25 protein-coding genes and 1 pseudogene are annotated in these 23,926 nt (G+C 70.1%); 15 read left to right on the forward strand and 11 right to left on the reverse strand.

Annotation, left to right across the window (positions count from 1 at the left end; all coding sequences use genetic code 11):
- From ABZ873_RS12050 to ABZ873_RS12075, 6 genes and pseudogenes are all read left to right on the forward strand, one after another.
- A partial coding sequence (locus ABZ873_RS12050; RefSeq protein WP_360869078.1) for an ATP-binding protein occupies positions 1-1,749 on the forward strand: 1,749 nt, incomplete at its 5' end.
- A gap of 165 nt (positions 1,750-1,914) precedes the next feature.
- Positions 1,915-4,257 (forward strand): SpoIIE family protein phosphatase, encoded by a 2,343-nt coding sequence (locus tag ABZ873_RS12055; RefSeq protein ID WP_360869348.1) that lies wholly within the window; start codon positions 1,915-1,917, stop codon positions 4,255-4,257.
- A 53-nt stretch (positions 4,258-4,310) separates the two neighbouring features.
- Positions 4,311-4,919: pseudogene (locus tag ABZ873_RS12060) on the forward strand (NAD(P)/FAD-dependent oxidoreductase); the annotation flags it as partial.
- Between the two features lie 313 nt (positions 4,920-5,232).
- Positions 5,233-5,547, forward strand: coding sequence for a hypothetical protein (locus ABZ873_RS12065; RefSeq protein WP_360869081.1), 315 nt, complete (start codon positions 5,233-5,235; stop codon positions 5,545-5,547).
- Positions 5,548-6,187: 640 nt separating this feature from the next.
- Positions 6,188-6,466, forward strand: a complete 279-nt coding sequence (locus tag ABZ873_RS12070) for a hypothetical protein (protein ID WP_360869084.1) — start codon at positions 6,188-6,190, stop codon at positions 6,464-6,466.
- Positions 6,463-6,804 carry an STAS domain-containing protein gene (locus tag ABZ873_RS12075; RefSeq protein WP_360869087.1) on the forward strand — a complete coding sequence of 114 codons (342 nt, stop codon included), beginning with the start codon at positions 6,463-6,465 and terminating at the stop codon, positions 6,802-6,804. The genes ABZ873_RS12070 and ABZ873_RS12075 overlap by 4 nt, the downstream gene beginning before the upstream one ends.
- 30 nt (positions 6,805-6,834) lie before the next feature.
- On the opposite strand, the gene ABZ873_RS12080 is transcribed toward ABZ873_RS12075, so the two are convergent.
- A complete protein-coding gene (locus ABZ873_RS12080; RefSeq protein ID WP_360869090.1) occupies positions 6,835-7,110 on the reverse strand; it encodes a hypothetical protein in 276 nt (91 codons plus the stop codon).
- A 250-nt stretch (positions 7,111-7,360) separates the two neighbouring features.
- On the opposite strand from ABZ873_RS12080, the gene ABZ873_RS12085 reads away from it, so the two are divergent.
- Entirely contained in the window at positions 7,361-8,647 is a 1,287-nt protein-coding gene (locus tag ABZ873_RS12085) for an STAS domain-containing protein (RefSeq protein ID WP_360869093.1), read from the forward strand.
- Positions 8,648-8,846: 199 nt separating this feature from the next.
- Here the strand turns inward: ABZ873_RS12085 and ABZ873_RS12090 are convergent, their stop codons facing one another.
- The 6 genes from ABZ873_RS12090 to ABZ873_RS12115 form a co-directional block, all read right to left on the reverse strand.
- Positions 8,847-9,542, reverse strand: a complete 696-nt coding sequence (locus ABZ873_RS12090; protein ID WP_360869096.1) for a DUF6766 family protein — start codon at positions 9,540-9,542, stop codon at positions 8,847-8,849.
- An 84-nt stretch (positions 9,543-9,626) separates the two neighbouring features.
- Positions 9,627-10,022, reverse strand: a complete 396-nt coding sequence (locus tag ABZ873_RS12095; RefSeq protein WP_360869098.1) for a hypothetical protein — start codon at positions 10,020-10,022, stop codon at positions 9,627-9,629.
- A 26-nt stretch (positions 10,023-10,048) separates the two neighbouring features.
- Positions 10,049-10,525, reverse strand: coding sequence for a hemerythrin domain-containing protein (locus tag ABZ873_RS12100; RefSeq protein ID WP_360869101.1), 477 nt, complete (start codon positions 10,523-10,525; stop codon positions 10,049-10,051).
- A gap of 15 nt (positions 10,526-10,540) precedes the next feature.
- On the reverse strand, positions 10,541-10,816 hold the full coding sequence (locus ABZ873_RS12105; protein WP_360869104.1) for an isoamylase early set domain-containing protein: 276 nt from the start codon (positions 10,814-10,816) through the stop codon (positions 10,541-10,543).
- A 130-nt stretch (positions 10,817-10,946) separates the two neighbouring features.
- Positions 10,947-11,276, reverse strand: coding sequence for a plasmid stabilization protein (locus ABZ873_RS12110; protein ID WP_053706339.1), 330 nt, complete (start codon positions 11,274-11,276; stop codon positions 10,947-10,949).
- Between the two features lie 109 nt (positions 11,277-11,385).
- Positions 11,386-12,645 (reverse strand): cytochrome P450, encoded by a 1,260-nt coding sequence (locus ABZ873_RS12115; protein ID WP_360869108.1) that lies wholly within the window; start codon positions 12,643-12,645, stop codon positions 11,386-11,388.
- Positions 12,646-12,855: 210 nt separating this feature from the next.
- Here ABZ873_RS12115 and ABZ873_RS12120 point away from each other — a divergent pair, with 210 nt between their 5' ends.
- Positions 12,856-15,273 carry a molybdopterin-dependent oxidoreductase gene (locus ABZ873_RS12120; RefSeq protein ID WP_360869351.1) on the forward strand — a complete coding sequence of 806 codons (2,418 nt, stop codon included), beginning with the start codon at positions 12,856-12,858 and terminating at the stop codon, positions 15,271-15,273.
- On the opposite strand, the gene ABZ873_RS12125 is transcribed toward ABZ873_RS12120, so the two are convergent.
- Positions 15,245-15,799, reverse strand: coding sequence for an isochorismatase family cysteine hydrolase (locus ABZ873_RS12125; RefSeq protein WP_360869354.1), 555 nt, complete (start codon positions 15,797-15,799; stop codon positions 15,245-15,247). The genes ABZ873_RS12120 and ABZ873_RS12125 overlap by 29 nt on opposite strands.
- A gap of 185 nt (positions 15,800-15,984) precedes the next feature.
- Between ABZ873_RS12125 and ABZ873_RS12130 the strand changes: the two genes are divergently transcribed.
- From ABZ873_RS12130 to ABZ873_RS12150, 5 genes are all read left to right on the forward strand, one after another.
- The gene (locus ABZ873_RS12130) at positions 15,985-16,149 is read left to right on the forward strand and encodes a hypothetical protein (RefSeq protein WP_360869111.1); all 165 of its coding nucleotides are present in this window, start codon (positions 15,985-15,987) and stop codon (positions 16,147-16,149) included.
- Between the two features lie 187 nt (positions 16,150-16,336).
- A complete protein-coding gene (locus ABZ873_RS12135) occupies positions 16,337-16,963 on the forward strand; it encodes an NAD(P)H-dependent oxidoreductase (protein WP_360869114.1) in 627 nt (208 codons plus the stop codon).
- A 30-nt stretch (positions 16,964-16,993) separates the two neighbouring features.
- Positions 16,994-17,881 (forward strand): SDR family oxidoreductase, encoded by an 888-nt coding sequence (locus ABZ873_RS12140; protein WP_360869356.1) that lies wholly within the window; start codon positions 16,994-16,996, stop codon positions 17,879-17,881.
- 1,192 nt (positions 17,882-19,073) lie between these two features.
- On the forward strand, positions 19,074-19,826 hold the full coding sequence (locus ABZ873_RS12145; RefSeq protein ID WP_360869117.1) for an ANTAR domain-containing protein: 753 nt from the start codon (positions 19,074-19,076) through the stop codon (positions 19,824-19,826).
- Between the two features lie 46 nt (positions 19,827-19,872).
- Positions 19,873-20,604 carry a GAF and ANTAR domain-containing protein gene (locus ABZ873_RS12150; protein ID WP_360869120.1) on the forward strand — a complete coding sequence of 244 codons (732 nt, stop codon included), beginning with the start codon at positions 19,873-19,875 and terminating at the stop codon, positions 20,602-20,604.
- A gap of 85 nt (positions 20,605-20,689) precedes the next feature.
- On the opposite strand, the gene ABZ873_RS12155 is transcribed toward ABZ873_RS12150, so the two are convergent.
- Together ABZ873_RS12155 and ABZ873_RS12160 are read right to left on the reverse strand one after the other, a co-directional pair.
- The gene (locus ABZ873_RS12155; protein ID WP_360869123.1) at positions 20,690-21,490 is read right to left on the reverse strand and encodes an anti-sigma factor antagonist; all 801 of its coding nucleotides are present in this window, start codon (positions 21,488-21,490) and stop codon (positions 20,690-20,692) included.
- A gap of 85 nt (positions 21,491-21,575) precedes the next feature.
- Positions 21,576-21,938 (reverse strand): MarR family winged helix-turn-helix transcriptional regulator, encoded by a 363-nt coding sequence (locus ABZ873_RS12160; protein WP_360869126.1) that lies wholly within the window; start codon positions 21,936-21,938, stop codon positions 21,576-21,578.
- A 201-nt stretch (positions 21,939-22,139) separates the two neighbouring features.
- Between ABZ873_RS12160 and ABZ873_RS12165 the strand changes: the two genes are divergently transcribed.
- Entirely contained in the window at positions 22,140-22,841 is a 702-nt protein-coding gene (locus ABZ873_RS12165; protein ID WP_360869129.1) for a HemK2/MTQ2 family protein methyltransferase, read from the forward strand.
- A 29-nt stretch (positions 22,842-22,870) separates the two neighbouring features.
- Here the strand turns inward: ABZ873_RS12165 and ABZ873_RS12170 are convergent, their stop codons facing one another.
- On the reverse strand, positions 22,871-23,194 hold the full coding sequence (locus ABZ873_RS12170; RefSeq protein WP_360869133.1) for a hypothetical protein: 324 nt from the start codon (positions 23,192-23,194) through the stop codon (positions 22,871-22,873).
- 153 nt (positions 23,195-23,347) lie between these two features.
- Between ABZ873_RS12170 and ABZ873_RS12175 the strand changes: the two genes are divergently transcribed.
- Positions 23,348-23,719 carry a hypothetical protein gene (locus tag ABZ873_RS12175; RefSeq protein WP_360869136.1) on the forward strand — a complete coding sequence of 124 codons (372 nt, stop codon included), beginning with the start codon at positions 23,348-23,350 and terminating at the stop codon, positions 23,717-23,719.
- Positions 23,720-23,926 lie beyond the last annotated feature (207 nt).

Consider the following 23,926-nt stretch of genomic DNA (forward strand, 5'->3'; position numbering starts at 1 on the left):
CTGGAGGACCGCGCCCAGCAGCTGTCCCTGGCCTCCAAGTACAAGTCCGAGTTCCTGGCCAACATGAGCCACGAGCTGCGCACCCCGCTCAACAGCCTGCTCATCCTCGCCCAGCTGCTCGCCCAGAACCCCACCCGCAACCTCACCCCGAAGCAGGTCGAGTACGCGGGCATCATCCACTCGGCCGGCTCGGACCTGCTCCAGCTCATCAACGACATCCTCGACCTGTCCAAGGTCGAGGCCGGCAAGATGGATGTGAACCTGGAGCGAGTCTCCCTCAAGCAGCTCCTCAACTACCTGGAAGCTTCCTTCCGGCCGGTGACCAGCCAAAAGGGCCTGGAGTTCGACATCACTACGGCCCCTGGTGTGCCCGTCGATCTCCTCACCGACGACGCCCGCCTCCAGCAGATCCTGCGCAACCTGCTGTCCAACGCGGTGAAGTTCACCGAACACGGCCGCGTCCACGTCAAGATCGAACCTGCGGCTTCGGCGGAGCTCCCCGACGAACTGGCCCAGGCCGGCTCCGTGGTCGCCTTCCGCGTCATCGACAGCGGCATCGGGATCGCCGAGCAGCAACTGGAAGCCATCTTCGCCGCCTTCCAGCAGGCCGACGGCACCACCAGCCGCAAGTACGGCGGCACCGGACTCGGACTCTCCATCACCCGGGAGATCGCCCGACTCCTGGGCGGCGCCGTCACCGCCCGCAGCGAGCTCGGCAAGGGGTCCACCTTCACGCTGTACCTCCCCGTCTCGGGCCGCGAACCCACCGAAGAAGGACCGGCCGCCCTCGAAAGCGCGGCGCCCGACAGCTCGGGGGCAGCCGAGCCGGACAGCACTGCCCAGCCGGCTCTTGAGGAACAGCGTCACCCGCGGCGCATTCTGGTCATCGAGCAGCGCAGCAATGGCCTGCTCAGCCTGGTCGCGGAGAGCGCGGCCGGAGACCTGACCGCGGGCCGGGCGGTCACCGTGCCGGCAGACCGTGCCGAAGTCGTGACCGCGGTCACTGCGGCCGATGCGGCAGCCGCTCTGGCGCAGGCGCCTTTCCACTGCGTGGTCCTGGAACTCGGCTCCGACGGAGAAGGACTGCGCTTCCTCAAGGCTCTCGGCGGGGACAGCGCGCTTGCCTCCCTGCCCGTCCTCGCCCACGACAACCGGCGTATGACCAGGGAGCAGCAGGCAGAACTCGCCGAGCGGGCCGCCGTCCAGCCGCTGGAAGTGCTCTCCAGCCTGGATGAACTCCGCGAGCGGATCGCCCTGCATCTGTCGGCGGACCGCCCGGGCGACGTCCCCACACTCGTGCGCGCGGATGACCACCTTTCCCTCGAACATGCCGTCGTCGACGCGAGCCTGGCCGGCCGGTCGGTCCTCGTGGTGGATGACGACCCGCGCAACCTCTACGCCATCAGCGGCATCCTGGAACTGCACGGAATCCACGTGCTGCACGCAGAGAACGGCCGCCGGGGCATCGAAACCCTCACGGGCACCCCTGGGATCGACCTGATCCTCATGGACGTGATGATGCCGGAGCTGGACGGATACGCGGCAACCACAGAGATCAGGCGCATGCCCGAGTACAGCACTCTGCCGATCATCTCCGTCACGGCGAAGGCCATGCCAGGAGACCGTGAGAAGAGCCTGGCCTCCGGCGCCAACGACTACGTCACCAAGCCCGTCGACGCCAATGACCTCATCGCCCGACTCCGCCGGTGGCTTCCGCACCAGAGCGTCTCAGGTCCCACCCCAGCCTGACCGCCCTGGCCACCTTCGGAGGAAGAGCAACGCACAGTGAACACCACTCCTGACGACTACGCGGCATCCCAGCCCGATGCCATCGCCAACCCCACGGCGGACAACGCCGTACTCGACATCCGCACCGAACTCGGGCCGGAGAGTCCTCTACCGTCCCGGCCCCCCTTGCCCACCACCTCCGAGACGGAGGGGGGTCGGCTCGCCGCGACCGTGGAGCGCCTACGCGAGGAGGCTCTGCAAGCCCAGTCGGCGGCCGACGGCCGTGCCCTGGTGGAGCTGGCCAAGGGCATCCTCGTCGGGCAACTCGGATGCGGGCCCGCCGAGGCATCCCGACAGCTCGCCAAACTCGCCGAACAGGCCGGCACTTCCCTGCTGGCTCTCGCCGTGGACGTCATCAACCAGGCGGCCCGCGACCGCGTCAGCGAGGTGGCGGAGGGCTTCCTGACCACCGCTGTGGCCGAGCAGGCTTCCGACGCGGCGCCCGCGGTCCGGCTGCGGGCTGCGGAAAGCCGCGTCCTGGCAGCAGGCGACACACCGGCCGTCGCAGCGGCGCTCCTCGAAAACGCGCTCGCCCCTCTCGGGGCGCACGGCGTCGCCATCTGGGTCACCGGGGCCGACTCCTCGCTCACCCTGGCGGGCCAGGCGGGCTTCGCGCCGGAGGACGCCGACCGCTGGCGCTACGTCCCCCCGGAGGTCGCCACCTGCGCCCGGCTCGCCCTCACCCACCGCGAGCTCTCCATCGTCAGCAGCCTCTCGCACGCCAGTCTCCCTACCATCGGGCGGCGCCAGCATCCGGACGGTGGCCGTGTCGTGATCCCCGCAGGCACGGGGGGCCGCATCCACGGCGTCCTGGAAATCGGCTGGCCCCAGCCCCTGCCCGCGCAGCCCGTACAGATCATCCGCCAGCTCGAGGCGCTGGCCGAACTGTGCGCCCACACCCTTGAGGAGCAGGCCCCGCACAGCACTCCCGACCCGTCCGGCGCCGCGCATCACGCGACCCTGGCGGAACTCACCGACCTCGCCGGCCATCTCGACGACACCGCACTCGTCCTCGCACCCGTCCTCGACGCCGGCGGTCGCCTCACCGATTTCCGCATTCACCACGCCAACAACAGCTTCATCGACCCGGCAGGCCGTCCGAGCCCCATGGTCACCGGCCGCCCCTTCCTGGAGACTTACCCGGCGGCAGCCGAGGACGGGGGTCTCTTCGACAAACTGGAGAGGACCTACGCCACCGGCGAAGCATGCCAGGCACTGCGCACCGTGCTGACGACCTTCGTCGGTGAGGTCCCCCTCACCACCGTCGCCGACGTGCGCATCAGCCGTCACGGCTCCGCCCTCCTTCTCATCTGGAAGGTCGAGGACGAGAGGGCCCGGCTCGCCAACCTCCTGCAGCACGCACAACGCCTCGGCCGGGTCGGCGGCTTCGAACAGAACATGCACACCGGAGAGATCAGCTGGAACGAGCAGTTGTTCGCTCTGTTCGGGCTGCCGATAACCGCTACCCCCGTTCCTCTCGAGGACCTGGCAGCACACACGCACCCCCACGACGTCAACTCCATCGGACGCTTCCTGCGCACGCTCCTGCACAGCCGGCGCGAGTCGTCCGTGGAATTCCGCCTTCAACGTCCCGACGGCAACACGCGCCACATCCGCATGGTGGCCGAGCCCGTCCTGGACGGCCAGGGCCGCCTCTACTCCGTGCGTGGCGCCTGCCAGGACGTCTCGTCGCAGCACTGGACGGAGGTCGCCCTCGCCGCCACCCGGGACCAGCTTGCCGACACCGAAGCAGAATCTGCCGACCGCAGCCGCCTCGCCCTCCAACTGCAGCACGCCATCATGCCGCCCGCGCCCGCTGCCCTCGAAGTGCCCGGCATCCGGATCGCGGTGCGCTACCGACCGGCTGAAGCGGAATCTCTGGTCGGCGGGGACTGGTACGACTCCGTCGTCCTGCCCAACGGCAAGATCCTCCTCAGCGTGGGCGATGTCGCGGGACACGGCATCCAGGCCGCTACCGGCATGGTCGTGCTGCGCAACGCACTCCGCGGCCTCGCTGTTACCGGCGCCGGCCCGGCGCAGCTGCTCGCCTGGCTCAACCAGGTCGCATTCCATCTCACAAGCCACCTGACCGCCACCGCCGTGTGTGCCCTCTTCGACCCGGAGACCCGGATTCTGCAGTGGGCACGCGCCGGGCACCTGCCACCCGTCCTGGTCAGAGGTGTAGAGGCTCAGTCCTTCGCCCTCACTGCCGGACTGCTGCTCGGAGCACTCCCCGATGCGACGTTCACGGAGGAGGAAGTACAGCTCGAAGTCGACGACATCCTTCTCATGTACACGGACGGACTCGTCGAACGGAGAGACATCGCCGTCACCGACTCCCTCGCCCAGCTCCTCACCGTCGCGTCCCGCTCCGCTGACACGCTGGAGAAACGAATGGACAGCGTGCTGACGTACAGCGCGTCCGACACCGACGACGACACCTGCCTCATCGGAATCGAGGTCCACTGACCTGAGCCGACGTGATCGACGTGCGCCCCTGCCTGCTTGCGGTCCGATGCGAGGGGCAGAGCCACGGCTTCCCGGTACCCGTCGGCGGGGCCGGCGCTCTCACGGCGGCGCTGGTGAGCCGGCTGCGGCGGCGTCCCGCGGTGCGGGGAGCGGGTCGCCGAGGTCGTCGTACGGGCCGGGACCGCGGCGGAGGCCGTCCCCGACGACCCGTTCACCCTGTTCGACCAGATGACCACCGCCGACCCCAGCCGCTCACCGACCGGCACGGAGTCGGCGTAGGCAGGTACCCATCTGCCGCGGAAGATCTGCTCCGCCGCCGGCCCGGACGGCATTACCGGCCGCTGGGATTCCCACGAGCAGACGGCCATGGCCGACCGCATCGAGGCACAGGCGGAACGCTTCGCCCCGGGCTTCCGCGACCGGATCGCCGCTCGTCGGATCCTGGCACCCACCACGCCGCAGGCGATGGACGAGAACCCGCACAACGGCGCCATCGACAACGGCACCACCGCCCTCCACCAGGAGACGGTCTTCCGGCCGACACCGGGCTCAGGCCGGCCCGAGACGCCGGTCAAGCGGCTCTATCTGGCTTCCGCGGCTGCCCATCCCGGTGGAGGCGCGCACGGGGCCCGGGCGCGAACGCTGCCCGGGCCGCCCTGTGACTCTACGGCCTGCCCACGCTTCTCCACCGGGCCCAGCGCGGCTACGAACTGGCTCTCCAGCTCGCCCATCGCGGATTCGACCTGATCTTGAATTCCGCGGCCGAGGAACGGCTCGAACTCGCGGCTGCCCCCACTGCCAACAGCCAGTGACCATCGTCGCTCTCCTCGCGACGCCAGAGGCCGCCCGCCCCTCCATGCCCACCGGACTTTCCGATGTCGTCCCACTCCGCCGGGCTCCGTGACAGCACCATCAACGGGTCGGCAGCCTGGAAATCCGGCTGCCGACCGCAGACCCTGATGGCAGAGTCTGACCATGGTCTTCTTGCGCTGCGAAGCGGTCCGATGGGTCGATGACGAACCCCAGCCCGGCCTCGTCGAGGTCCGCTTCACCGACGCCCACGACCAGCAGTGGGCCTTGATCGACAAGTGGCCCGTCTTCTCCGGCGACGACCTGGCCCCCGACTCGCCCTATCCCGTCGAGGTCGGCGTCCTCTGCAACATACTGACCACCGGCAACACCGCGGGCACTTCGGACACGGTCAGGATCTCCGTCACTCCCTGGGGCCTCGAATCACTCGAAGGCCGCATCGAGTTGGAAGTGCGGGCTGATCAATTGACCACCAGCTGAGGTTCACGATCACGGGGCCCCGCCGACCTGACGGTCGGCGGGGCCCACGCATGCTCTCCGGCTCCTCACCTTCCCCACACCGTTCAAGCAGCAACGAAGTGAGGCGACGAGCACCAGCGGCCGTTTTCAAGAATCGCCATCAACGGCGCGGCACCAAGGCCCAGGCAGCCCCCGGCTGCTCGGGGCCGCCGACATCCTGCCGTGCCACAGCGTGCCGGCCTAAGCTGAAGCCCTGCAGAGCCCCCCGCGTCAGGCGACCTCCCGGCCCCGCCCGTGCCGGCACCAGCGGGCAGTGCGCGGTCCTACGCTTCACCGGCCGACTGACGGGCGAGGACGTGATCTTGCTGGAACAGCCGCTCCTCGACCCGCGGCTGACCGACGCCGACGAGTGGGTGTGGGAGGTGGCCGGTCTGGAGCACCTCGACCTCCTCTGCGCTTACGCCCTGCTACGAGCGCCCGGCGCGGCGGTTCCGGGTCGGTCCGCGTCCGCGGCGCCGGACGCACCATCCAGCGGACCCTGAGGCACGCCGGGGTGCACGCCGTGATTACGTTCGAGGAATAGCCACAGATCGAGAACGTCCAGGCCGCGGGTGTCAAGTTCTTTGACATGCGGTCCGGGTGGTGCGGGCACAAGCTGGTCATGACGGATTTCACCGCGCAGATGGTTTCGGTCAGAGGCGAGGTGGCCCGGCTGTGCCTTGGCTTTCAGGCGCTGCCCCTGGGACGCCGGTTGAGCGCGATTGCCGAGCTGCGAAGCGAACTCGACGAGGCGACGGGCCAGGCGCTGGAAGTATCCATGGCCGCGGCACGGCACGAGGGCTGGGGACTGCGCCGCATCGGCAAGGCCGCTCATCTGTCGCATGAGACTGTCCGCGGCCGACTGGCCCATCTGCATCCCGGCACAGGGAGGTGCACGTGAGCGGTCCCTTGCCGTTCCGAGTCGGCACCCGGATCACCGACGGCCGGGTGGTCGTGAGCGTGCGGGGCGAGATCGACCTCGATACCGGCCCCTGCCTCGGCGACGCCCTGGAAGAGGCTCTGAAAGCGGGAACGCCCGGCCTCGAGGTCGACTTCCGCCAGGTGTCCTTCTGCGACTGTTCCGGCCTGTCGGTCCTGCTGCGCACCAGAGCTGCCGCGCGCAGGGCCGGTGTGAACTTCGGCGTGAGCGGAGTGAACGCCCCCGAGGTCCAGCGCCTGCTCACGCTCACCGAGACCGCCCCGCTTCTGCTGCTGCCGTGGCAGCGGGCCGCCGCCTGACCGACCCCGGGCAGACTGCGCTCGGCCTGGTCAGCCCAGGAGGCGCGCGTGCGTTGCGGCCGGACTGTCGGTGACGGCTAGGGCCGTGTGGGTGCCTGTCAGCTCCAGCAGGACGACGAGCCGCTGGCGAAGAGGGCCGGCCACCATGAGGCGGGCGCTGCGGTGCATCCGGAGCAGGATGTTGAGCAGGGAGGGGTCGGCGAAGGTCACCCTGGACATGTCCGCGACGATGCGCTGGATCGCCGGGTCACTCGCCGCGGCCGCGCCGGTCTCGGCCTGGGGTGCGGGTGTCCAAGTCGAGCTCACCCTGGCACATCGCGACCCGGGCTCCTCCCGCATCGGGCTGCACCACCACACGGGCCCGGTCCATCCTCATCTCCCATCCCGCGCCCCGTACCGCCGGGGCCCCGCCCCTGCTACCGCCTCCGGCAATACACGCTTTCCCGCGGCTTTCCGCAACCGTCGGCGCAAAGAAACAGGGCCGGTGCCGGCCCTGCTCCTGCTCGGTTCGGCGGGTACATGCGCGGCATCGGTCGGGAGCGGGAAAGGGGATCTTGTGGTGGGAGCGCTGGTTGCGGGTGGGTGGGGCTTGTTCGCAGGCGCGGCGCTGCTGGTAGGCGCCGACATCGGCTTGTTCGTGCAGGTCCCGGCGCGGTGGATCGCGCTGGTCCTGGCGTTCGGCAGCGGGGTGCTGCTGTCCGCGGGGTCCTTCGAGCTGATCGCCGAGGCGTACGAGCGGTCCAGGATGGAGCCCGTGGTCCTCGGCGCGGTCGGTGGGGCCGTCGTGTACTCGGGTGTGAACGCGCTGCTGGCCCGGCGCGGTGCTCAGCACCGCAAGCGCTCCGGCCAGCAGCAACCGTCGGAGGTGCAGGCGCCGGGGTCAAGCAACGCCATCGCGCTCGGCTCGTTGCTGGACGGGGTCCCGGAATCGGTGGTGATCGGCACCAGCCTCCTGGGCGGCGGCCACCTCAGGGTGGTCACGGTGGGGGCGGTGTTCATCAGCAACCTGCCCGAGAGCCTGGCCAGCGCCGCCGGCATGCGTAGCGCCGGCCGCAGCCGACGCTACGTTCTGACGCTGTGGAGCGGCATCGCTCTGATCAGCGGCCTGGCGGCCCTGGCCGGCTACGCGCTGCTCGGGAACGCTTCCGAGCCTGTGATAGCCATGATCACAGCCGTGGCCGGCGGAGCCATCCTCGCCATGATCGCGGACACAGTGATTCCCGAGGCACCTGCTGACGGGGCTGGTCACCGTCGCCGGGTTCCTGTCCGCGGTCGCGCTGACCCACCTGTGAAGCCGGCCCGTGCCTGTCGGCCGCAGCATGGGCCCGGAGGGAGCCGGGCGGCGTCCGCGCGCCGCGTACCGGCCTGCGGCCGGGCCCGGACAGGATGGGGCCCGCACGGCACCGACGACTTCTGCAGACAGGTACCACACACGTTGATCACCTTGGGCATCCAACGCAATGGCGCAACCGTCCTGGCCCACATGAGCGGGCACCTCACCGACGAAGCGGGCATCCAGCTCCACCAGGCACTCGATCACCTCACCGGCGACGACCGAGACCTGATGGTCGATGTCCACGCAGTACAGGCCATGGACGCCGACGGCCTGCTGCACCTGGTCGACCTCCACCGGCGCGCCGAGCAACGTGGCCTCCGGGTCCTGGTGGTCGGCTGGCAGGCCCAGCACCAGCAGCTCATGGACCACATCGCGGGTATCCCCGGCCGCGGCCCAGCCACCGGTGAACGGTTCGCCCTGGCGGGCTTCCGCCGCCTGATCGAACAACGGACCCGCCAGGTACGGGATGCGACAGACTTCGGATCAGCTTGGCTCCCCCAGCCATGATCGCGGGCACGCGCCGGACCGGAACGAATGCCTGCGCCAGCAGCCGGACGGACCTGCACCGTCGGAGCCGCTTCCAGCCCGAGCCGCCGCCGTAACTCCGGTGCCGGACTGGCGCAGAACGAAGCCTCAGCCAGTCGGCAGCCGGCGGACGCCGCCGGTCTGCGCCCCGCAGCGCTACCGGATGCCGCGGCAAGGCGGGTCAGCCTTCGATGCCGGTGGTGGTGTGGGCGGCGCCTACCGGCTTCGACTCCGGTGAGCCGCGTTGACGCAGGTAGATCGACAGGACGACCATCGCCGCGACCGCCAGGAGCTCGGACTGCCAGTTCTGCAAGGTCCGGTTCCAGAAGTCCGGCGTACCGATGTAGCCCGCCCAGCTGACCGGGTCCTCGAGCTGGCGCAGCTGCTGGTCGTTGTAGGCGGCAGTGCCGGAAATGGACTGGGCGAGCCAGGAGAGCAGGAACAGGGTGCCCATGACGATGCCGAGGGAGCGGGCGTAGAGGGTCTGCCGCCAGTCTTTGGTCCCTGCCCATCGTGGCGAATCCGCACGGGCGTGATCACCCATGCGCTGATCGCGCTCACTCTCCGGCCCCGCCTGGTGGACCTTCTTCGACTCGGGTGAGCCGCGCTGGACGAGGTAGACGGTGCCGAAGATGTAGAGGAAGAACTGCAGGAACTCCGACTGCCAGTTCTCGGTGACGTCGACCGCGAAGTCGGAGGACGTCAGGTACTCGGCGAACCCGAGCGGCTGCAGACCGTCCACGATCATCTGCTCGTTGAACTCGGCCCGCCCAGCGACGGCCTGGCAGGCCAGGACCACCAGGAACGCGATCCCGAAGACGAGGGTGAGGCTGTTCTCCCGCCAGAAGCCCCGGCGCCCCTCACGGCTGTCAGTCATCGCTGGAGCACCCCGATGGTCATGAAGTAGCCGAGCCCGCCGATGATGACCACCAGACAGGCGGCGAACAGCAACCGCACGCTCTCACGCCCCCTTCACCCGGCAGTCGTAGGGCCGGTCCGGGCGCGGCGTGCAGCCCGCGGCCACGATCTTCCAGCCGCCGCTGAACATCGACAGGAACAGGGTGTCGCCCGCCATCCGCACCTGCGCCTGCCTCCCGTACGCCTCCACGCGCCGCACACCCCTCGCGGCAGACAGGTCCTGGCCGGCGAGTGCGGCCGAGCATGCCTGCTGTGTGTCCTGCTCCAGCTGGGCGCGGGTGGCCGGGGCCAGCAGGGAGCAGGCGCGGGCATGGTCCCCGGCGGCGAGGGCGGTCTCGAAGGCTGTCCCGGCGAGCGCGGCGGCGTCCTGCCGTGCGGCCGGCGCCCCGCACCCGGCCAGCGCAGCCACCGCCACGGCCAGGGCCATCACGGGCCGCACGCGTGCGCCCGGGCACAGCCCGGGGGTCACTTGGAGTCGGCGCTGGGAACGGCCAGCGGATCGCGCGGGGCCTTCTTCTTCTCCGCCTCCAGCTCCGCACCGAGTTCGGTGAGCCGGTTGCGGCCCATCGCCTTGCGGACGTCGGGGAACCAGTCCTGTTCCTCTTCCTCGACGTGGTGGCGCACCTGCTCCATGAGCACGGTCATCTTTGCCTTGAACCGCTCGTCGCCCGGGTCCATATCCTTGATCTCCGACAGCATCCACACCACCGCGTGGTGTTCCTCGATGCTCTCCAGAATGTGGTCGGTTGTATCCGGGGCGGCCTGGCGGGCAGCCGGGTAGAAGACCTTCTCCTCGATCCAGGCGTGGACCGTGAGCTCCTCGATCACCTGGTCGGCGATCGTGCGGCGCTCCGCGGTATCGCCGTCGCCCGTCTTCTCGAACCGTTTGAACAGCTTATCGACGGTCTTGTGGTCCTCGCGCAGCAGCACGATCGCGTCCATCGAAGTGACCTCTCGTCAGGTGTGGACGCGGCCGTTGGTGCCGTCGTGGCCGTCGGCCTGGTCGTCGTCGAACCAGTAGTCGCCGGCCGCCAGGTAGCGGAAGGAGTGGCCGCTGTGCTTGGGCAGGACGACGGTGGCCGCGCGCGTCCCATCGCCGCGTACCTGGAGCGGGTGAGCGGCCGGGTCCCAGTGGTTGAAGTCGCCCACGACACTCACGGGCCCGTCCGGGCTGTCGCAGGGGAGGACGAAGGTGACCTGCGTGCGGTCCTTGACCTGTTTACGTTCGAGCATGGAGGGACTCCTGGGAGGCGGAGAGAGGCAAACGGCCCGAGCACCCTCGCACGGCACCGCGCACCGCCCGGCCGGCACACGCCGCTGCGGAGGAGACCGTCACCCCCCTGGATGCGCGACGGCGGGAAGGTCAGTGGCCGAGGGCGTTCTTCAGCTGCTGCTTGGTCATGGTCGAGCGGCCCTCGATGCCGCGCTTCTTCGCCTCCTGGTACAGGTCGTCCTTGGTCCGCTCGGACGAGCCGCCCCCACCCCCCGACTTCTCCCCGCCCCGCTGCGAGGCGGACTTCCCCTGCGTCGAGGAGCGGCTGGCGGTCTTGCTCTCGCCGGACCGGGCGCGTTCCTTGTTCACCGTGCGGGAAGCCATCTCCTTCGCACGGGACTCGGACATACCGCGCTTCTCGCCGGACTCCTTGATGTGCTCGTACTGTCGCTCGCGCTTCGGGCTGGATCCCCTAGGCATGACAAATCCCTTCATCGGTGGACTGTCTTCAACGCCATCGTGTGCGCCTGATGACGCATCCGCATCTGGTGCTGCTCCGCGGACCCGCCTCCTGTCATCAACGGCCGCATCACCGGGCGGGAGCCCCGTCCGGGGTTCGGACCTGCACGGTCATGCCGCTGCGGGGCCGGGTCGGGATCCGGGTCACGGGGATGCGCAGGTCCTGCTCGGGGAAGTCGAGCTCGAGGTCGGCCAGCGTCTGCGCCAGGGTGGCCACGAGGTGGACCGTGATGTCCTCTCCGGGGCAGCGGTGGCCTGTGCGGGCACTCCCGCCGCCCTGGGCGATGAGCTCGCCGGGGCCGGGCTCCCGGCCCCGGAAGCGCCGCGGGTCAAAACGCTCCGGCTCGGGCCACAGGTCGGGGTCCCGGTGATGGCCGGGGACGTCAAGGAGCACCATGGTGCCCTCGCGCACGTCCTGATCGCCGAAGCGCAGGTCGCGGGCGGCAAGGCCGCCGACGAACGGTACGAACGGGTAGCAGCGGCGCACCTCGTGCGCGAAGGCCCGGGCATACGCCTCATCACCGGCGCGGAGTTCTTCGCGGACTGCGGGGAAGCGGTGCAAAGCGTGGGCGGCGAAGGTGACGAACCACGTGATGGCCACCGTGGGGCGCAGCACGTTGAGCATCTCCACCGCGGCCGTGTGGAGATCGAGCGGGCAGCCGTCCGCGTCCCGGTGGTCGGCCACGGCCTCCAGCACGGTCGCCTGCCCGCCGGAGCTAGATCGTGACGTGTCGCGGCGGACGCCGTCGACGGCCTGGGCGAGCGCGTTCTCCTGACGGCTGCGGGCCCGGCGGGCCTTCCACTGACGGGCGCCGGGGGTGGCAAACCCGTCAACCATCGCCACGCAGTCCTCGGCCAGCCGGCGGACCTCGGCCCCCGGCGCGCAGTGGACACCGCTCCACTCGCACACCGCCCCGGCAAGAGCGACGGCCATCTCGTCGAACAGCACAGCCTCACGACCGCGGAGACCGTCAGCCGTGCGCAGCCAGTGCTCGCGGGCCAGGTTACCGAGGCCCTTCACACCGTCGGGAGTCATGAGGTGGGAGGTGAACAGCTCCTTGCGGACCCGGTGCGTCTCGCCGTCCAGGGTATGCACGGCACCTCGGCCGAAAAGGGTGTCCAGGACGGGGCCGGGCAATGCGCCGTGCCGCAGCACGTGGCGTTCGTCGTAGAAGAAGTCCACCGCCTCCGGGCCGTGCAGCAGCACGGCCGGCCGGCCCATGAGCCGGGTCGCGACGGCTGGCGGGTTGCCGTGCCGTTGGCGCAGGGCGGGAGCCCAGGCGTAGCCGCGGGTCAACAGGGTCAGGGTGCTGTCGGCGTACGGATGCATGCCGAACGCTTACCCGGTCGCCCTGAGCGTACGCGCCGCCCCCTACGGCATACCCCGTGCGGGTCACGGTGGACGCGGTACCTCGGCAGGCCGCGCAGGCCGAGGTACCCGGCGGGGGCCGTGTCGGGCGGCGTGCTGCGGGTAGGCGCGATGGGAGGCATTCGGCGACGACGCCGAGAGTGCGAGGGAGCGGTCGTGAGGCGACATCCGGTGCACGCGTCCGGCGATCCGATCGCCGATCCGTGGGGTGCCCGCACCCCCTACCGGCAGGGCGGGCCGTGGCCCGCACGCATCGACTCCTGCCTCGCCGATGGAGTGGCTGGGGCAGACGTCGAGGCGTGGGTGCAGGCGGCTTCGCTGCTGCACTCCGATGGTGACGCGATGGACATCGCCGTGCAGGACGGGCGGATCGTCGGCGTCCGGGGCCGGGCCGGTGACCGCGTCAACCGGGGCCGGCTGGAGCCCAAAGACCTCTACACCTGGCAGGCCAACGGCTCCGCGGACCGGCTGACCCGCCCCCTGGTACGCGAGGGCGGACGCCTCGTCGAAAGCGACTGGCCTACGGCAATGAACCGCATCGTCGCCACGTCGCGGAAGCTGGTCGGCTCCCACGGGCCGCAATCCGTCGCCTTCTACACCTCGGGGCAGCTGTTCCTGGAGGAGTACTACACCCTCGCCGTCCTCGCCCGCGCCGGGATCGGCACCCCACACCTGGACGGCAACACCCGGCTGTGCACGGCAACGGCCGCCGAGGCGCTGAAGGAGTCCTTCGGCAGCGACGGGCAGCCCGGCTCGTACGAGGACATCGACCACGCGGACGCCATCGCCCTGTTCGGCCACAACATCGCCGAAACCCAAGCCGTCCAGTGGATGCGCATCCTGGACCGCCTGGACGGGAGTGACCCGCCCAGGCTGCTGTGCGTCGACCCTCGCTCCACCCCGGTGGCCCGCCGGGCGGCGGTGCACCTCGCGCCCCGGCTCGGCACGAACGTGGCCCTGCTCAACGCCCTGCTGCACGAGGTCATCCGACGCGGCTGGACCGACCCCGCCTACATCTCCCGCCACACGGTCGGCTACGACAGACTGCGCGCGGAGCTCGCTCCGTGCACGGCGCGGTGGGCCGCCGACATCTGCGACATCCCGGCAGCCGCGATCGAGGAGGCGGCCGAACTGGTCGGCACCGCCGACCGGCTGCTGTCCACCGTCCTCCAGGGCTTCTATCAGGCCAACCAGGCGACCGCGGCCTCGGTCCAGGTCAACAACCTGCACCTGATCCGCGGCATGCTCGGCCGCCCCGGCGCGGGGGTGCTCCAGATGAACGGGCAGCCCAGCGCCGAGAACACCCGCGAATGCGGAGCCGACGGGGACCTGCCGGGATTCCGGAACTGGCAGAACGAACAGCACGTCGCCGACCTCGCGAAGGTGTGGAACGTGGAACTGTCGGCCATCCCCCACGACGCGCCACCCACCCACGCCATGAAGATCTTCGAGCTCGCCGAGCAGCACAAGGTCCGCATGCTGTGGATCAGCGCCACCAACCCCGCCGTCTCCCTCCCCGAGCTGGCCCGGATCCGCTCGACCCTCGCTCAGGAAGGACTGTTCCTGGTGGTGCAGGACCTGTTCTTGACCGAGACGGCCCAGTTCGCCGACGTCGTGCTGCCCGCGGCGACCTGGGGCGAGAAGACGGGCACCTTCACCAACGCCGACCGCACCGTCCACCTCTGCGAGAAGGCCGTCGACCCACCCGGCCAGGCCCGCCCCGACCTCGACATCTTCCTCGACTACGCCGCCCGCATGGGTTTCGAGGACAAGGACGGCGCCCCGCTGGTCCACTGGACCAAGCCCGAGGAAGCCTTCGAGGCGTGGAAGGAGTGCAGCGCCGGCCGCCCCTGCGACTACACCGGCCTCACCTACGACAAACTCCGCGGCCCGAGCGGCATCCAGTGGCCCTGCACCGACCTGGCACCCGCCGGCACTGACCGCCTGTACCGCGACGGCGTCACCTGGGCGCACCCGGACCTGTGCGAGACGTACGGCAAGGACCTCGAAACCGGCGAACCCATGGGCGAGAAGTGGTACCGGGCGACGAACCCCGACGGGAAGGCCCTCATCCGGCCCGCCCCCTACCTCCGCCCGAAGGAGTGGCCCGACGAGGAGTACCCCTTCCAGCTGACCACCGGCCGCACCATCTACCACTTCCACACCCGCACCAAGACCGGCCGGATCCCCGAACTCGCAGCCGCGGCCCCAGAGGTATGGGTGGAGATCGCGGATGCCGACGCCGCCCGCCTGGGCCTGGCCGAGGGTGACATCGTCGAGGTCACCACCCGGTGCGGCACCCTGCGCGGCCGCCTGCGTACGGGCACGGTGCGCCCCGGCGTCCTGTTCGTGCCCTTCCACTACGGCTACTGGGACACTCCTACCGCAAACGCCCCCGCCGCCGGGGCGCCGGGGCGAGCGGCCAACGAGCTGATCCCCATCCTGTGGGATCCCGTCTCGAAGCAGCCGCAGTTCAAAACCGCGGCCGCCGCCCTCGCTCTCGTCGAACGAGCCGAAGACCCGGCCGCAGGCCGACGGCGCGCGAACGACTGCGGCACGGTCAGGCCGAATGGGCTTCCTCGAAGGTGATCTCGCGGCTCGAACGGATATCGGCTCCCATGTTGCGCTGCATCATCCGCAGCGCCGCGTCCGCGAGACCACCGTCGATGTGGGCGACCGCGTCCCTGGCCACGACGACGTCGAGGTGGCGGATGTGGGCGTCCAGGGCCGAGTAGAGCACACACTGCTCGGTCACCTGCCCGCACAGCACCACCGTGCGTACCCCGAGCTGGGTCAGGAGGTAGGCCAGCGGGGTCTCATAGAAGACCGAGTGCCGGGCTTTGACGACGAAGAGGGATTCCTCGTCCGGCACGATCGGCTCAACCAAGTCGGCGCAGGGGCCGGCGAGAGCCGCTTCGAGGAGCTCGCCGTGATGGGAGCGCCAACGCCCGAAGTTGTCGTTCACATAGATCACCGGCGCATCAGCAGCCCGAGCCCGCTCCAGCAGTGCCTCGACGCCCGGCAGGGCCCCGCGGACCGAGCGCATGAGCACCTCGGCATCCGGGTGCTCGTAGGTGCTCAGCATGTCGATCACGATGAGCGCCGTCCGGCCCATGCCTCCACCTCCCGTCACCCACGGCTCCGTCCGACGGGCCGCACCCCCACCCTGCGGGATGACCGACCGGCCACCCCGCTCGCCAGGCCGGTCCGCGCGCGTGGACCACTCCACCCGGGGTACGCGCGCACTACCGGAAAGGAAACGAATTCCCAACTTGATCACCTTGGAAGGAGATGCTGAACATGAACGGCAAGGCACTGAACCAGCCGGCCACGCACCGGGTGCCGCCCGAAGAAGAGGCCCGCACGTGCCGTCCCGCCATCGTGCGCCAGACGCGCACCGAAGAGCCCACGGACGAGAAGAAGCCGGGCAACCCGGACTGGAACATCATCCGCGGCGAGGACTGACGCACGACGCCTGCGTCCGGCCCCGGCCCCGGCACGCACCGCGCCCCCGGAAGCCCCGCCCCCGGCAGCGCGTGCCGGGCCCGGCCCCGCGAGCAGCAGCCACCACCTGCCGCCCTCCCAACCCCCGATAGGCGGCAATCCACCACCGGGGCGGGATGCGACTGCATCACCGGGGTAGCCGGACCACATGGACACCACCGAAACCACGCCCCTGCGCGCCGTCGCCCTCGTCTGCACGCTTTCGCCCTCGCCGAAGCCGTCCAGCTCCCAGCTGCTGGCCGAACAGACCATGGCCGCGCTCGCCGACCACGGCGTCACAGGCAAGGTGATTCGCATTGCCGACCATGACGTCAAACCGGGCGTCGAGGTCGACATGGGCGACGGAGACGCCTGGCCTGAGATCCGGGCCACGATCCTGGGCTGCGACATCCTGATCCTGTCCACCCCGATCTGGCTCGGCCACCCCTCCAGCGTCGCCCAACGCGTCCTGGAGCGTCTGGACGCCGAACTCGGCGAGAGCGACGGCGAAGGCCGCATGCTCACCTACGGCAAGGTCGCCGGCGTGTGCGTGGTCGGCAACGAGGACGGCGCCCACCACGTCAGCGCCCAGCTCTTCCAGGGCCTCAACGACGTGGGCTTCTCCCTGGCCCCGAATGCCGTCACCTACTGGGTCGGCGAGGCCATGCAGGGCACCGACTACCAGGACCTCGATAAAACCCCCGAAAAGACAGCGGGCACCACCAAGACCCTGGCTGCGAACACCGCGCACCTTGCACGCCGTCTCAAATCCGCCGCGTACCCGCCCTCGTCCTGAGCCCCGCGCACCTGCCGGAAGGAGATCATGATGTCCTCCCACGACCAGCCCAACGACCCGGTGACCCGGTACCCGCGGCCCCCGTTCCCCGCGCAGGACCAGGACCATCCAGGCTCGACCGAGGCGATGGATCCCCGCCCCGATCACGGCGAGGACACCTACAAAGGCCACGGCCTGCTGGCCGGCCGCAGGGCCCTGGTGACCGGTGGGGACTCCGGGATCGGCCGCGCCGTCTGTCTCGCCTTCGCCCGCGAAGGCGCGGACATCGCGTTCACCCACCTGCCCGAGGAAGCCGGAGAGGCCGAAGAGACCACGCGCCTGATCCGGGAGGCAGGCCATACCGCGCTGGCCGTCGCCTGCGACATCCGGCACGAGGACCAATGCGCCGCCCTCGTCGACCAGACGGTGAGCGAGCTCGGCGGCATTGACCTGCTCGTCAACAACGCCGCCTACCAGATGTCCCAACCCGACGGCATCGAGGCGATCACCACTGAGCAGTTCGACCGCGTCATGAAGACCAACCTGTACGGAATGTTCTGGCTCACCAAGGCCGCCCTGGCCCACATGCCCCGCGGCGGCTCGGTGATCAACACCGCCTCCGTGCAGGGCTACCAGCCCAGTCCTCACCTCCTCGACTACGCCATGACCAAGTCCGCGATCATCTCCTTCACCCACAGCCTCGCCCAGATGCTCGCCGAACGCGGCATCCGCGCCAACGCCGTCGCACCGGGGCCGGTCTGGACCCCGCTCATCCCGGCGACGATGCCCGACCCGACCGACTTCGGAAAACAGTCACCACTGGGCCGGCCCGCACAACCCGCCGAGATGGCACCCGCCTACGTCTTCCTCGCCTCCGACCGGGCCTCCTACATCACCGGCGAGATCGTCAACGCCACCGGCGGCACCCCCCTACCGTGACCCTGACGAAGTACGGCAGCTCCCATGGAGCAGAACCGGCACGGGACGGCACGCTTGACTCGGCTCGCTGAAGGATCTTCACGAGGGTCTTCGCCGATCTCTCGTCCACCAGCTTGACCCCGAACTGCGTGCTGTCGAATTGGCGTCCCGGCGATGCCTCCAGCTGTAGCGCCGACCGTTCCACCGTTGACACCAGTCGGAGGCCGTCGGAATCTCGGCCAAGTCGGCCAGCGATAGCGCCTCCTGGGTCGAGCGCATCACTCATGGCGTTCCGCCTCCGCTACTTTCGCAGCATCGTTGACAACACGCCCGGACTGTCTGCAGAAGCAACGGTTCCCCTGGTGCCGCGAGCGCTTGGCCCCGATCTGCTTCTACGCGGTGTGCAGCCACCTGCGCCGACCGGCTCCCGCAGCGCGATCCGAGGCACCCAGCGCCACAATGCGTCGCTCGACTCCATCAGCACCGCTGTCACCGGCGAGGAGCTGGGAGACGGGCCGCGCCGCGTGTATGTGGCGGACAGCGCCTGGTAGATGATCCCAAGGTCTCCCCGGGGCCAGCCGGCCAGACGTGAACAACCTGATGGCGGGTGCCCGGGCCGCGCCCCATCGGAAGACCTCGTCCCGACGAGCGGGGGTCCCTGCGGACCTCGGTGACGACTGCCCCCACCAGGGCACGGTTGTCGGTGTGCCTGCGGCGTGGCGCACAGGCCCGGCCGGTGTGGCTACCGGGCGGCTGGGCACTGCGTGAGGGGCGCGCCTCAGCCGCGTGTTGTCGGGCCTCGGCCCCAGTGTGGCCTCGCTGGTCCTTGATCTTGACCATGCGCCCTGTCCGGCCCCGGTGGACGGCTTGGTCAAAGTGGATACGTGGGCGGCCGGGCGTTCGATCACCGTGGTGGCTCTCACGCCTGCCCACCACCTGTCAGGAATGCCTCGGCCTGGCGCTCCGGCGGTGCGTGCGGCCCCGGCCGGCCTCGGCGCAGACGAGGTCCCGGGCGCTACGCAGGACGAGGAAGCGCTGCTCCGGCAACTACGCCGACGGCTTGGGGTGGGGGTTCGGGTGGATCGGGCGGCAGGAATCCGGCGGGCCCGTCACCGGAGGCATCCCTGTTTCTGACGCTGGTGTCGCGGCTCGTCTGGCGGGTAGCGGGTGGGTGAGAATGTAGGGCGGGTGGTCCTTCGGGAGGTGAGGTGCTGTGGGGGACTTCTCTCTCTTCCCCGAGGACGCTGACCCTCCGATCGGTGCGGAGGACCTCAAGCGGCTGTCGCTGGCGTTCACGGGCTTGCTGTCGGGTGGCTCGGGCATCAACGCGCCGGCCGCGCTGTGCCGGGCGTGCGTGGATCTGCTGGACATCACCGGTGCCTCGGTTTCGCTGGGCGGGGACAACGACGCCCAGGCGTTGTGGTGGTCCAGCGATCCGGTGGCGGGACGCCTTGCAGAAGCCCAGTACACGCTCGGGGTCGGTCCGTGCCAGAGCGCCCTGGCCCTGGCGGCGCCGGTACTTGCCGCAGACTTGACGGGCGGCACGGATGCACGGCGCTGGCCGGTCTTCGCCCAGCAGGCCGTCGAGCTGGGTGTCCGGGCGGTGTTCTCGCTCCCGCTGGGCTCGGCCGGGCTGGCGGTGGGGACCCTCGATCTCTACCGCGACCGCCCCGGACCGCTCTCCGAGCGGGACCTGTCCTTCGCCTTCCCGGCCGCCGACGCCATCACCACCGCTCTCCTCGTCCTCCAGGCACAGGACGGCCCGGGGGATGAAGCGGCGTGGCTGGGTGTGGCGGAAAGCGACCATGAAGAGGTGCACCAGGCCACCGGCATGATCATGGTGTTCCTCGACCTAGACGCACAGCAGGCCCTGGCCCGCCTCCGGGCCCACGCCTTCACCCGGAGCCAGAGCGTCACCCAAGCTGCGCGTGACGTTCTCGCCGGAAGGGTCACGTTCGATGAATAGGCTCTCCCCGCACGGTGGGACCGGAGCAGGAAAGACGGTGACGGACATGAACCGCGAACAGGCGATCACCGAGGCTTTCGTCGGCCTCACCGACACCGTCGCCGACGACGTGGACCCCCTCACGCTCCTGCGCCGCCTGGTCGACCACTGCGTACGCCTCACCGGCATGGACGCGGCCGGAGTCATGCTGGCCAACGCCCGCGGCCGCCTGCAGTCGGCGGTCGTCACCGAGGAGCGGGTCGAGCTCACGGAGATGTTCCAGGCCCAGGCCGATGAAGGGCCTTGCATCGACTCCTATCACACGGGCGATGCCGTCCACGCCGACGACCTGGCCGCCAGCGACGAGCGCTGGCCGGTCTTCACCCCGCTGGCCCGGGCCGCCGGGTTCGCGGCTGCGCACAGCTTCCCCCTACGGCTGCGCGGGCAGAACATCGGCGCCCTGAACCTCCTCGCCCGCACCCCCACCCCCCTCACGCCGGATGACGTCCGCCTCCTTGCGGCGCTCGTCCACACGGCCACGACGTCCGTGGTGACGTGGAGCCGGGAGCCCCTGCGGCCGTACGACATCGTCACCCGCACTCAGGCCGCCCTCTCCGCCAAGGCCGTCCTCGACATGGCCACCGGCATGCTCGCCGCCACCGCACCCCTGACCATGGCCGAAGCCGGACAGCGCCTGCGGGGCTACGCGGCCTCCCAGCACCTACGCTCGGCCGACGTCGCCGAAGACCTTGTGCGCCGACGCCTCACACCGGCCACCGTCCTCGCTGGGACGCCCTGAGGTCTCGGCTCCGGCAGCCCTGCCGGCATGCCGCAGACGGCAGCGGCCCCGTCGGTGCGGGCATTGGCTCAGTGCGCCGGCGTTTTCACCCTTGCGGGGCGTCCTGTCGGGCTCCTGCGGCTCCGGTCTCTCTGGCCGCGGCGGCGAAGCCCTTGAGGCTGCGCAGCATGCGGGTGGGACTGCCCCGGCCGGCCTGCGGGCACAGGCTGTCGACGAAGTCCAGGAGGCGGCGGGGCTGGGGCTGCCAGTTGTAGGCGAAGAACGCGATGCCGTGCTCGTCCAGGCGGCGTACGAGGTCGAGGAGGGCGTGCAGGCCCACGACGTCGAGGAAGGTCAGTCGTCCCATGTTGCAGGCGACCACGTCGACGCCGGTGAGGTCCTCCTGGATCCCGTCAAGAGCGGAGCGGGTGTCCAGGTCCAGTTCGCCGGTGGGGTCGAGGTGCGCTGTCGGCCCGTAGCGCCTCGTCCGCATCCGGACGTCCATGGGACGCGCCTGACCGGTTTGGGCTTTCTCAACCCCCGGGCGGCGAACTTCGGAGTGCGGGGTGACCGACACAGCAGTGTTCCGGACGGTCAGCACGTCCTGGGCGCCGGTGATGTGCAACAGGCGGGCGACAGAGCGGCTCAGCGCGGTAAGGACGAGAGTCTTACCGACGTCGAGGGCCAGCTGATGCATGTCCAGCAGGACGTGCAGGCCGGAGCTGTCGCAGATGGTGACGGCGGCCAGGTCGACGTCGAGTCCACCGAGGCTGGCGTCCAGGGCTGCGGTGAGGTCGGCGCGCACTTCGGCGGCGTCGTCCATGTCGATCTCGCCGCTCACGCGGACTCGTGTCCGCTCGGGCCCGGGCGCGACGGCCACGGCCAGGCGTTCCTGAGGTGAGGTCATGGCCTTGCTCCCTTCGCCGCCCCGACGCATGGGAACGAGGGCCTAGCAGGGCAGAGGTTCAGTGGCCGGGTCGGCGGTTCGGGTATCAGCCGTGCGGATCGCGCTCACGCTGATCACCCTCGGCGGTAGGGGGCCCGGCCGCCCCGGCCCGGGGGTCCAGGTCGACCAGGACCTGCAGGAGGTCCGCGATCTGGTGTTGCCCCTCGGCCGGATGACGGAAGAGAGTCTCGGGCGTGACCGCGTAGTGGTTGCGGCGGCCGTTGCGTACCCGGGTCAGGTAGCCGGCGGTCTCCAGGTCCGTGACGATGGCCTGGGCCGCGCGCTCGGTGATCTGGCAGGTCTGGGCCATATCCCGCAGCCGCGTCTCGGGATCCTTGAGGATCATGGCGAGGATCCGGGCGTGGTTGGTGACGAACGTCCAGCTGGTCCGAGGCCGCACCGGCTCCATGTCCGACATTATATGATTTGCGATTCCGGTTTCGCCAGTCCCGTTCCCAGATTCCTGAACGCAGACGGGAGGCGACTGGCCGTTTCATCCGTATTCGTTGTGGCATCGTCTGAAGATCGCCTCCTTCCGGATGGAGGGCCTCGCCGGGGGCAGTCGCCTGATGCGCGCGCGGGCGCATCGTCTCGACTTCGGAGGTGCGGAGTGACCAGTACGGCTCTGACCTCGGGAACCTCGGCCACGGGCCTGGTGGTTCTCCCGGGGGTCTACCGCCCGCAGGCGGACAGCTGGTTCCTCGCCGAGGCGCTCGCCCGCGAACGCATCGGCCCGGGGACGAAGATGCTGGAGATCGGTACGGGCACCGGCGTGCTGGCCCTCCTCGGCGCGAGCCGGGGTGCCGAGGTCACCGCGGTCGACGTCTCCTGGGCCGCCGTGATCACAGCACGCCTGAACGCACTGCGCCGGCAGCTGCCCCTGCGGCTGGTCCACGGAGATTTCGCCGCCGGGACGGCCGGCCGGTCCTTCGACCTGATCATCGCGAACCCGCCGTACGTTCCCGCCCCGGGCACCGCACTGCCGTCACACGGGGCCGAGCGGGCGTGGGACGCGGGCCCCGACGGCCGGACGGTCATCGACCGGATCTGCGCGGACGCCGCGACGCGGCTGAGGCCGGACGGCATTCTCCTCATGGTGCACTCGGCCCTGTGCGGGGCGAAGACCACCATCGACCGGCTCCACTGCGCGGGCCTGGCCGCCGAGGTGACGGCGACCCGCCGCGTGCCGTGGGGGCCCGTGCTGCGCTCGCGCCGGACATGGCTGGAGCGCCAAGGCTTGGTGGCCGAGGACGAGGAATGGGAAAAGCTGGTGACGATCCGCGCCCGCCACGAGGACAACCCCTGCGTTTGAGCTGATATGGCACCCCTGGCGCAGAGCCCTCACCTAGCGAGGGCGACGAGCCTGCGGTATGCCAGCTGGTCCGCGCGCCGGGCGGTCAGGTGGACGCGAAGGGCACAAAGATGCTCCTTCAGGGCGGTGAACCCGGCGGTGTAAGCCTCTTCTTGCGCGCCGGCGGATGGCGGCACCCAGAGGATCAGGAGCTGTGCGTGCCGCCGGGTGCCTTCCGGACTGGCGAAGCACAGCTCGTGTGCCACCAGCCTCGGCTCATCCATCGGCAGTACTTGCACCGGTTCCTCTTCGGTCAGGTTGCCCTCGACCTCTGGGACCAGAACACCCGGCATTTGCGCGTAGCGGAGCGTCACCGTGTTGATCTCCCGCCTCTCCCTCAGATGCGGCAACGCCGCAAGACCAGGTGGCCCCGACCTGCGTCCGGCGGGGGCTCGGGGGAGCACGGCGGATACCGGGCTCGGAACGAGCGGCCTGTCGTCACGCAAAATCGGGGTAGCGCCCCGATCATGGATGCCATGGCCCTGGCGGAGCTGCGGGACGCAACCGCAGTCGACGAATTCCTCTCCCGCCCCTCGCCCGTCCTTCTGCTGATCGGCTCCGCCGACCCGGACGAGCAGCCGGACGCGGTCCTGGCGTCCTTGTGCGCGTTGGGACCTACCGGCACAGTCGCCCGAGCACACCCGTACGGAGGAGCTGCCGATCGGCGGGTACGTCGCTACCTGTCTCATCTGCCGCAGACGGACAGGGCATGTCTGGTCCTCATGCAGGGCGCCGTGGTGCTCGACGTGCTGCGGAGCACGGATGTCGAGGCCCACGGGGAACGATGGGCATCGGCCCACTTCGCGGAACGTTTCCTCACCCCTCTGGCCGACAGGTGACCCGTGGGCTCTTGCCTGCCGGCCCCTGCGGGGTGGCGTTCCGTCGCCTCCCGGCCCCTCACAAGAAGGTGCGTGTTTCGGCGGTCCTCCACAGACTGAGACCGGAGCGGCACAGCCTGCCTGCCCCGATGCCTCCCCACCCATGGAGTCCACCGTGACCGTACGGAAACCGCTGAACGTGGGACCCGCTCGTGAGATCAGGGTGGC

This window comes from Streptomyces sp. NPDC047014, assembly GCF_040644195.1.
Taxonomy (GTDB): Bacteria; Actinomycetota; Actinomycetes; order Streptomycetales; family Streptomycetaceae; genus Streptomyces.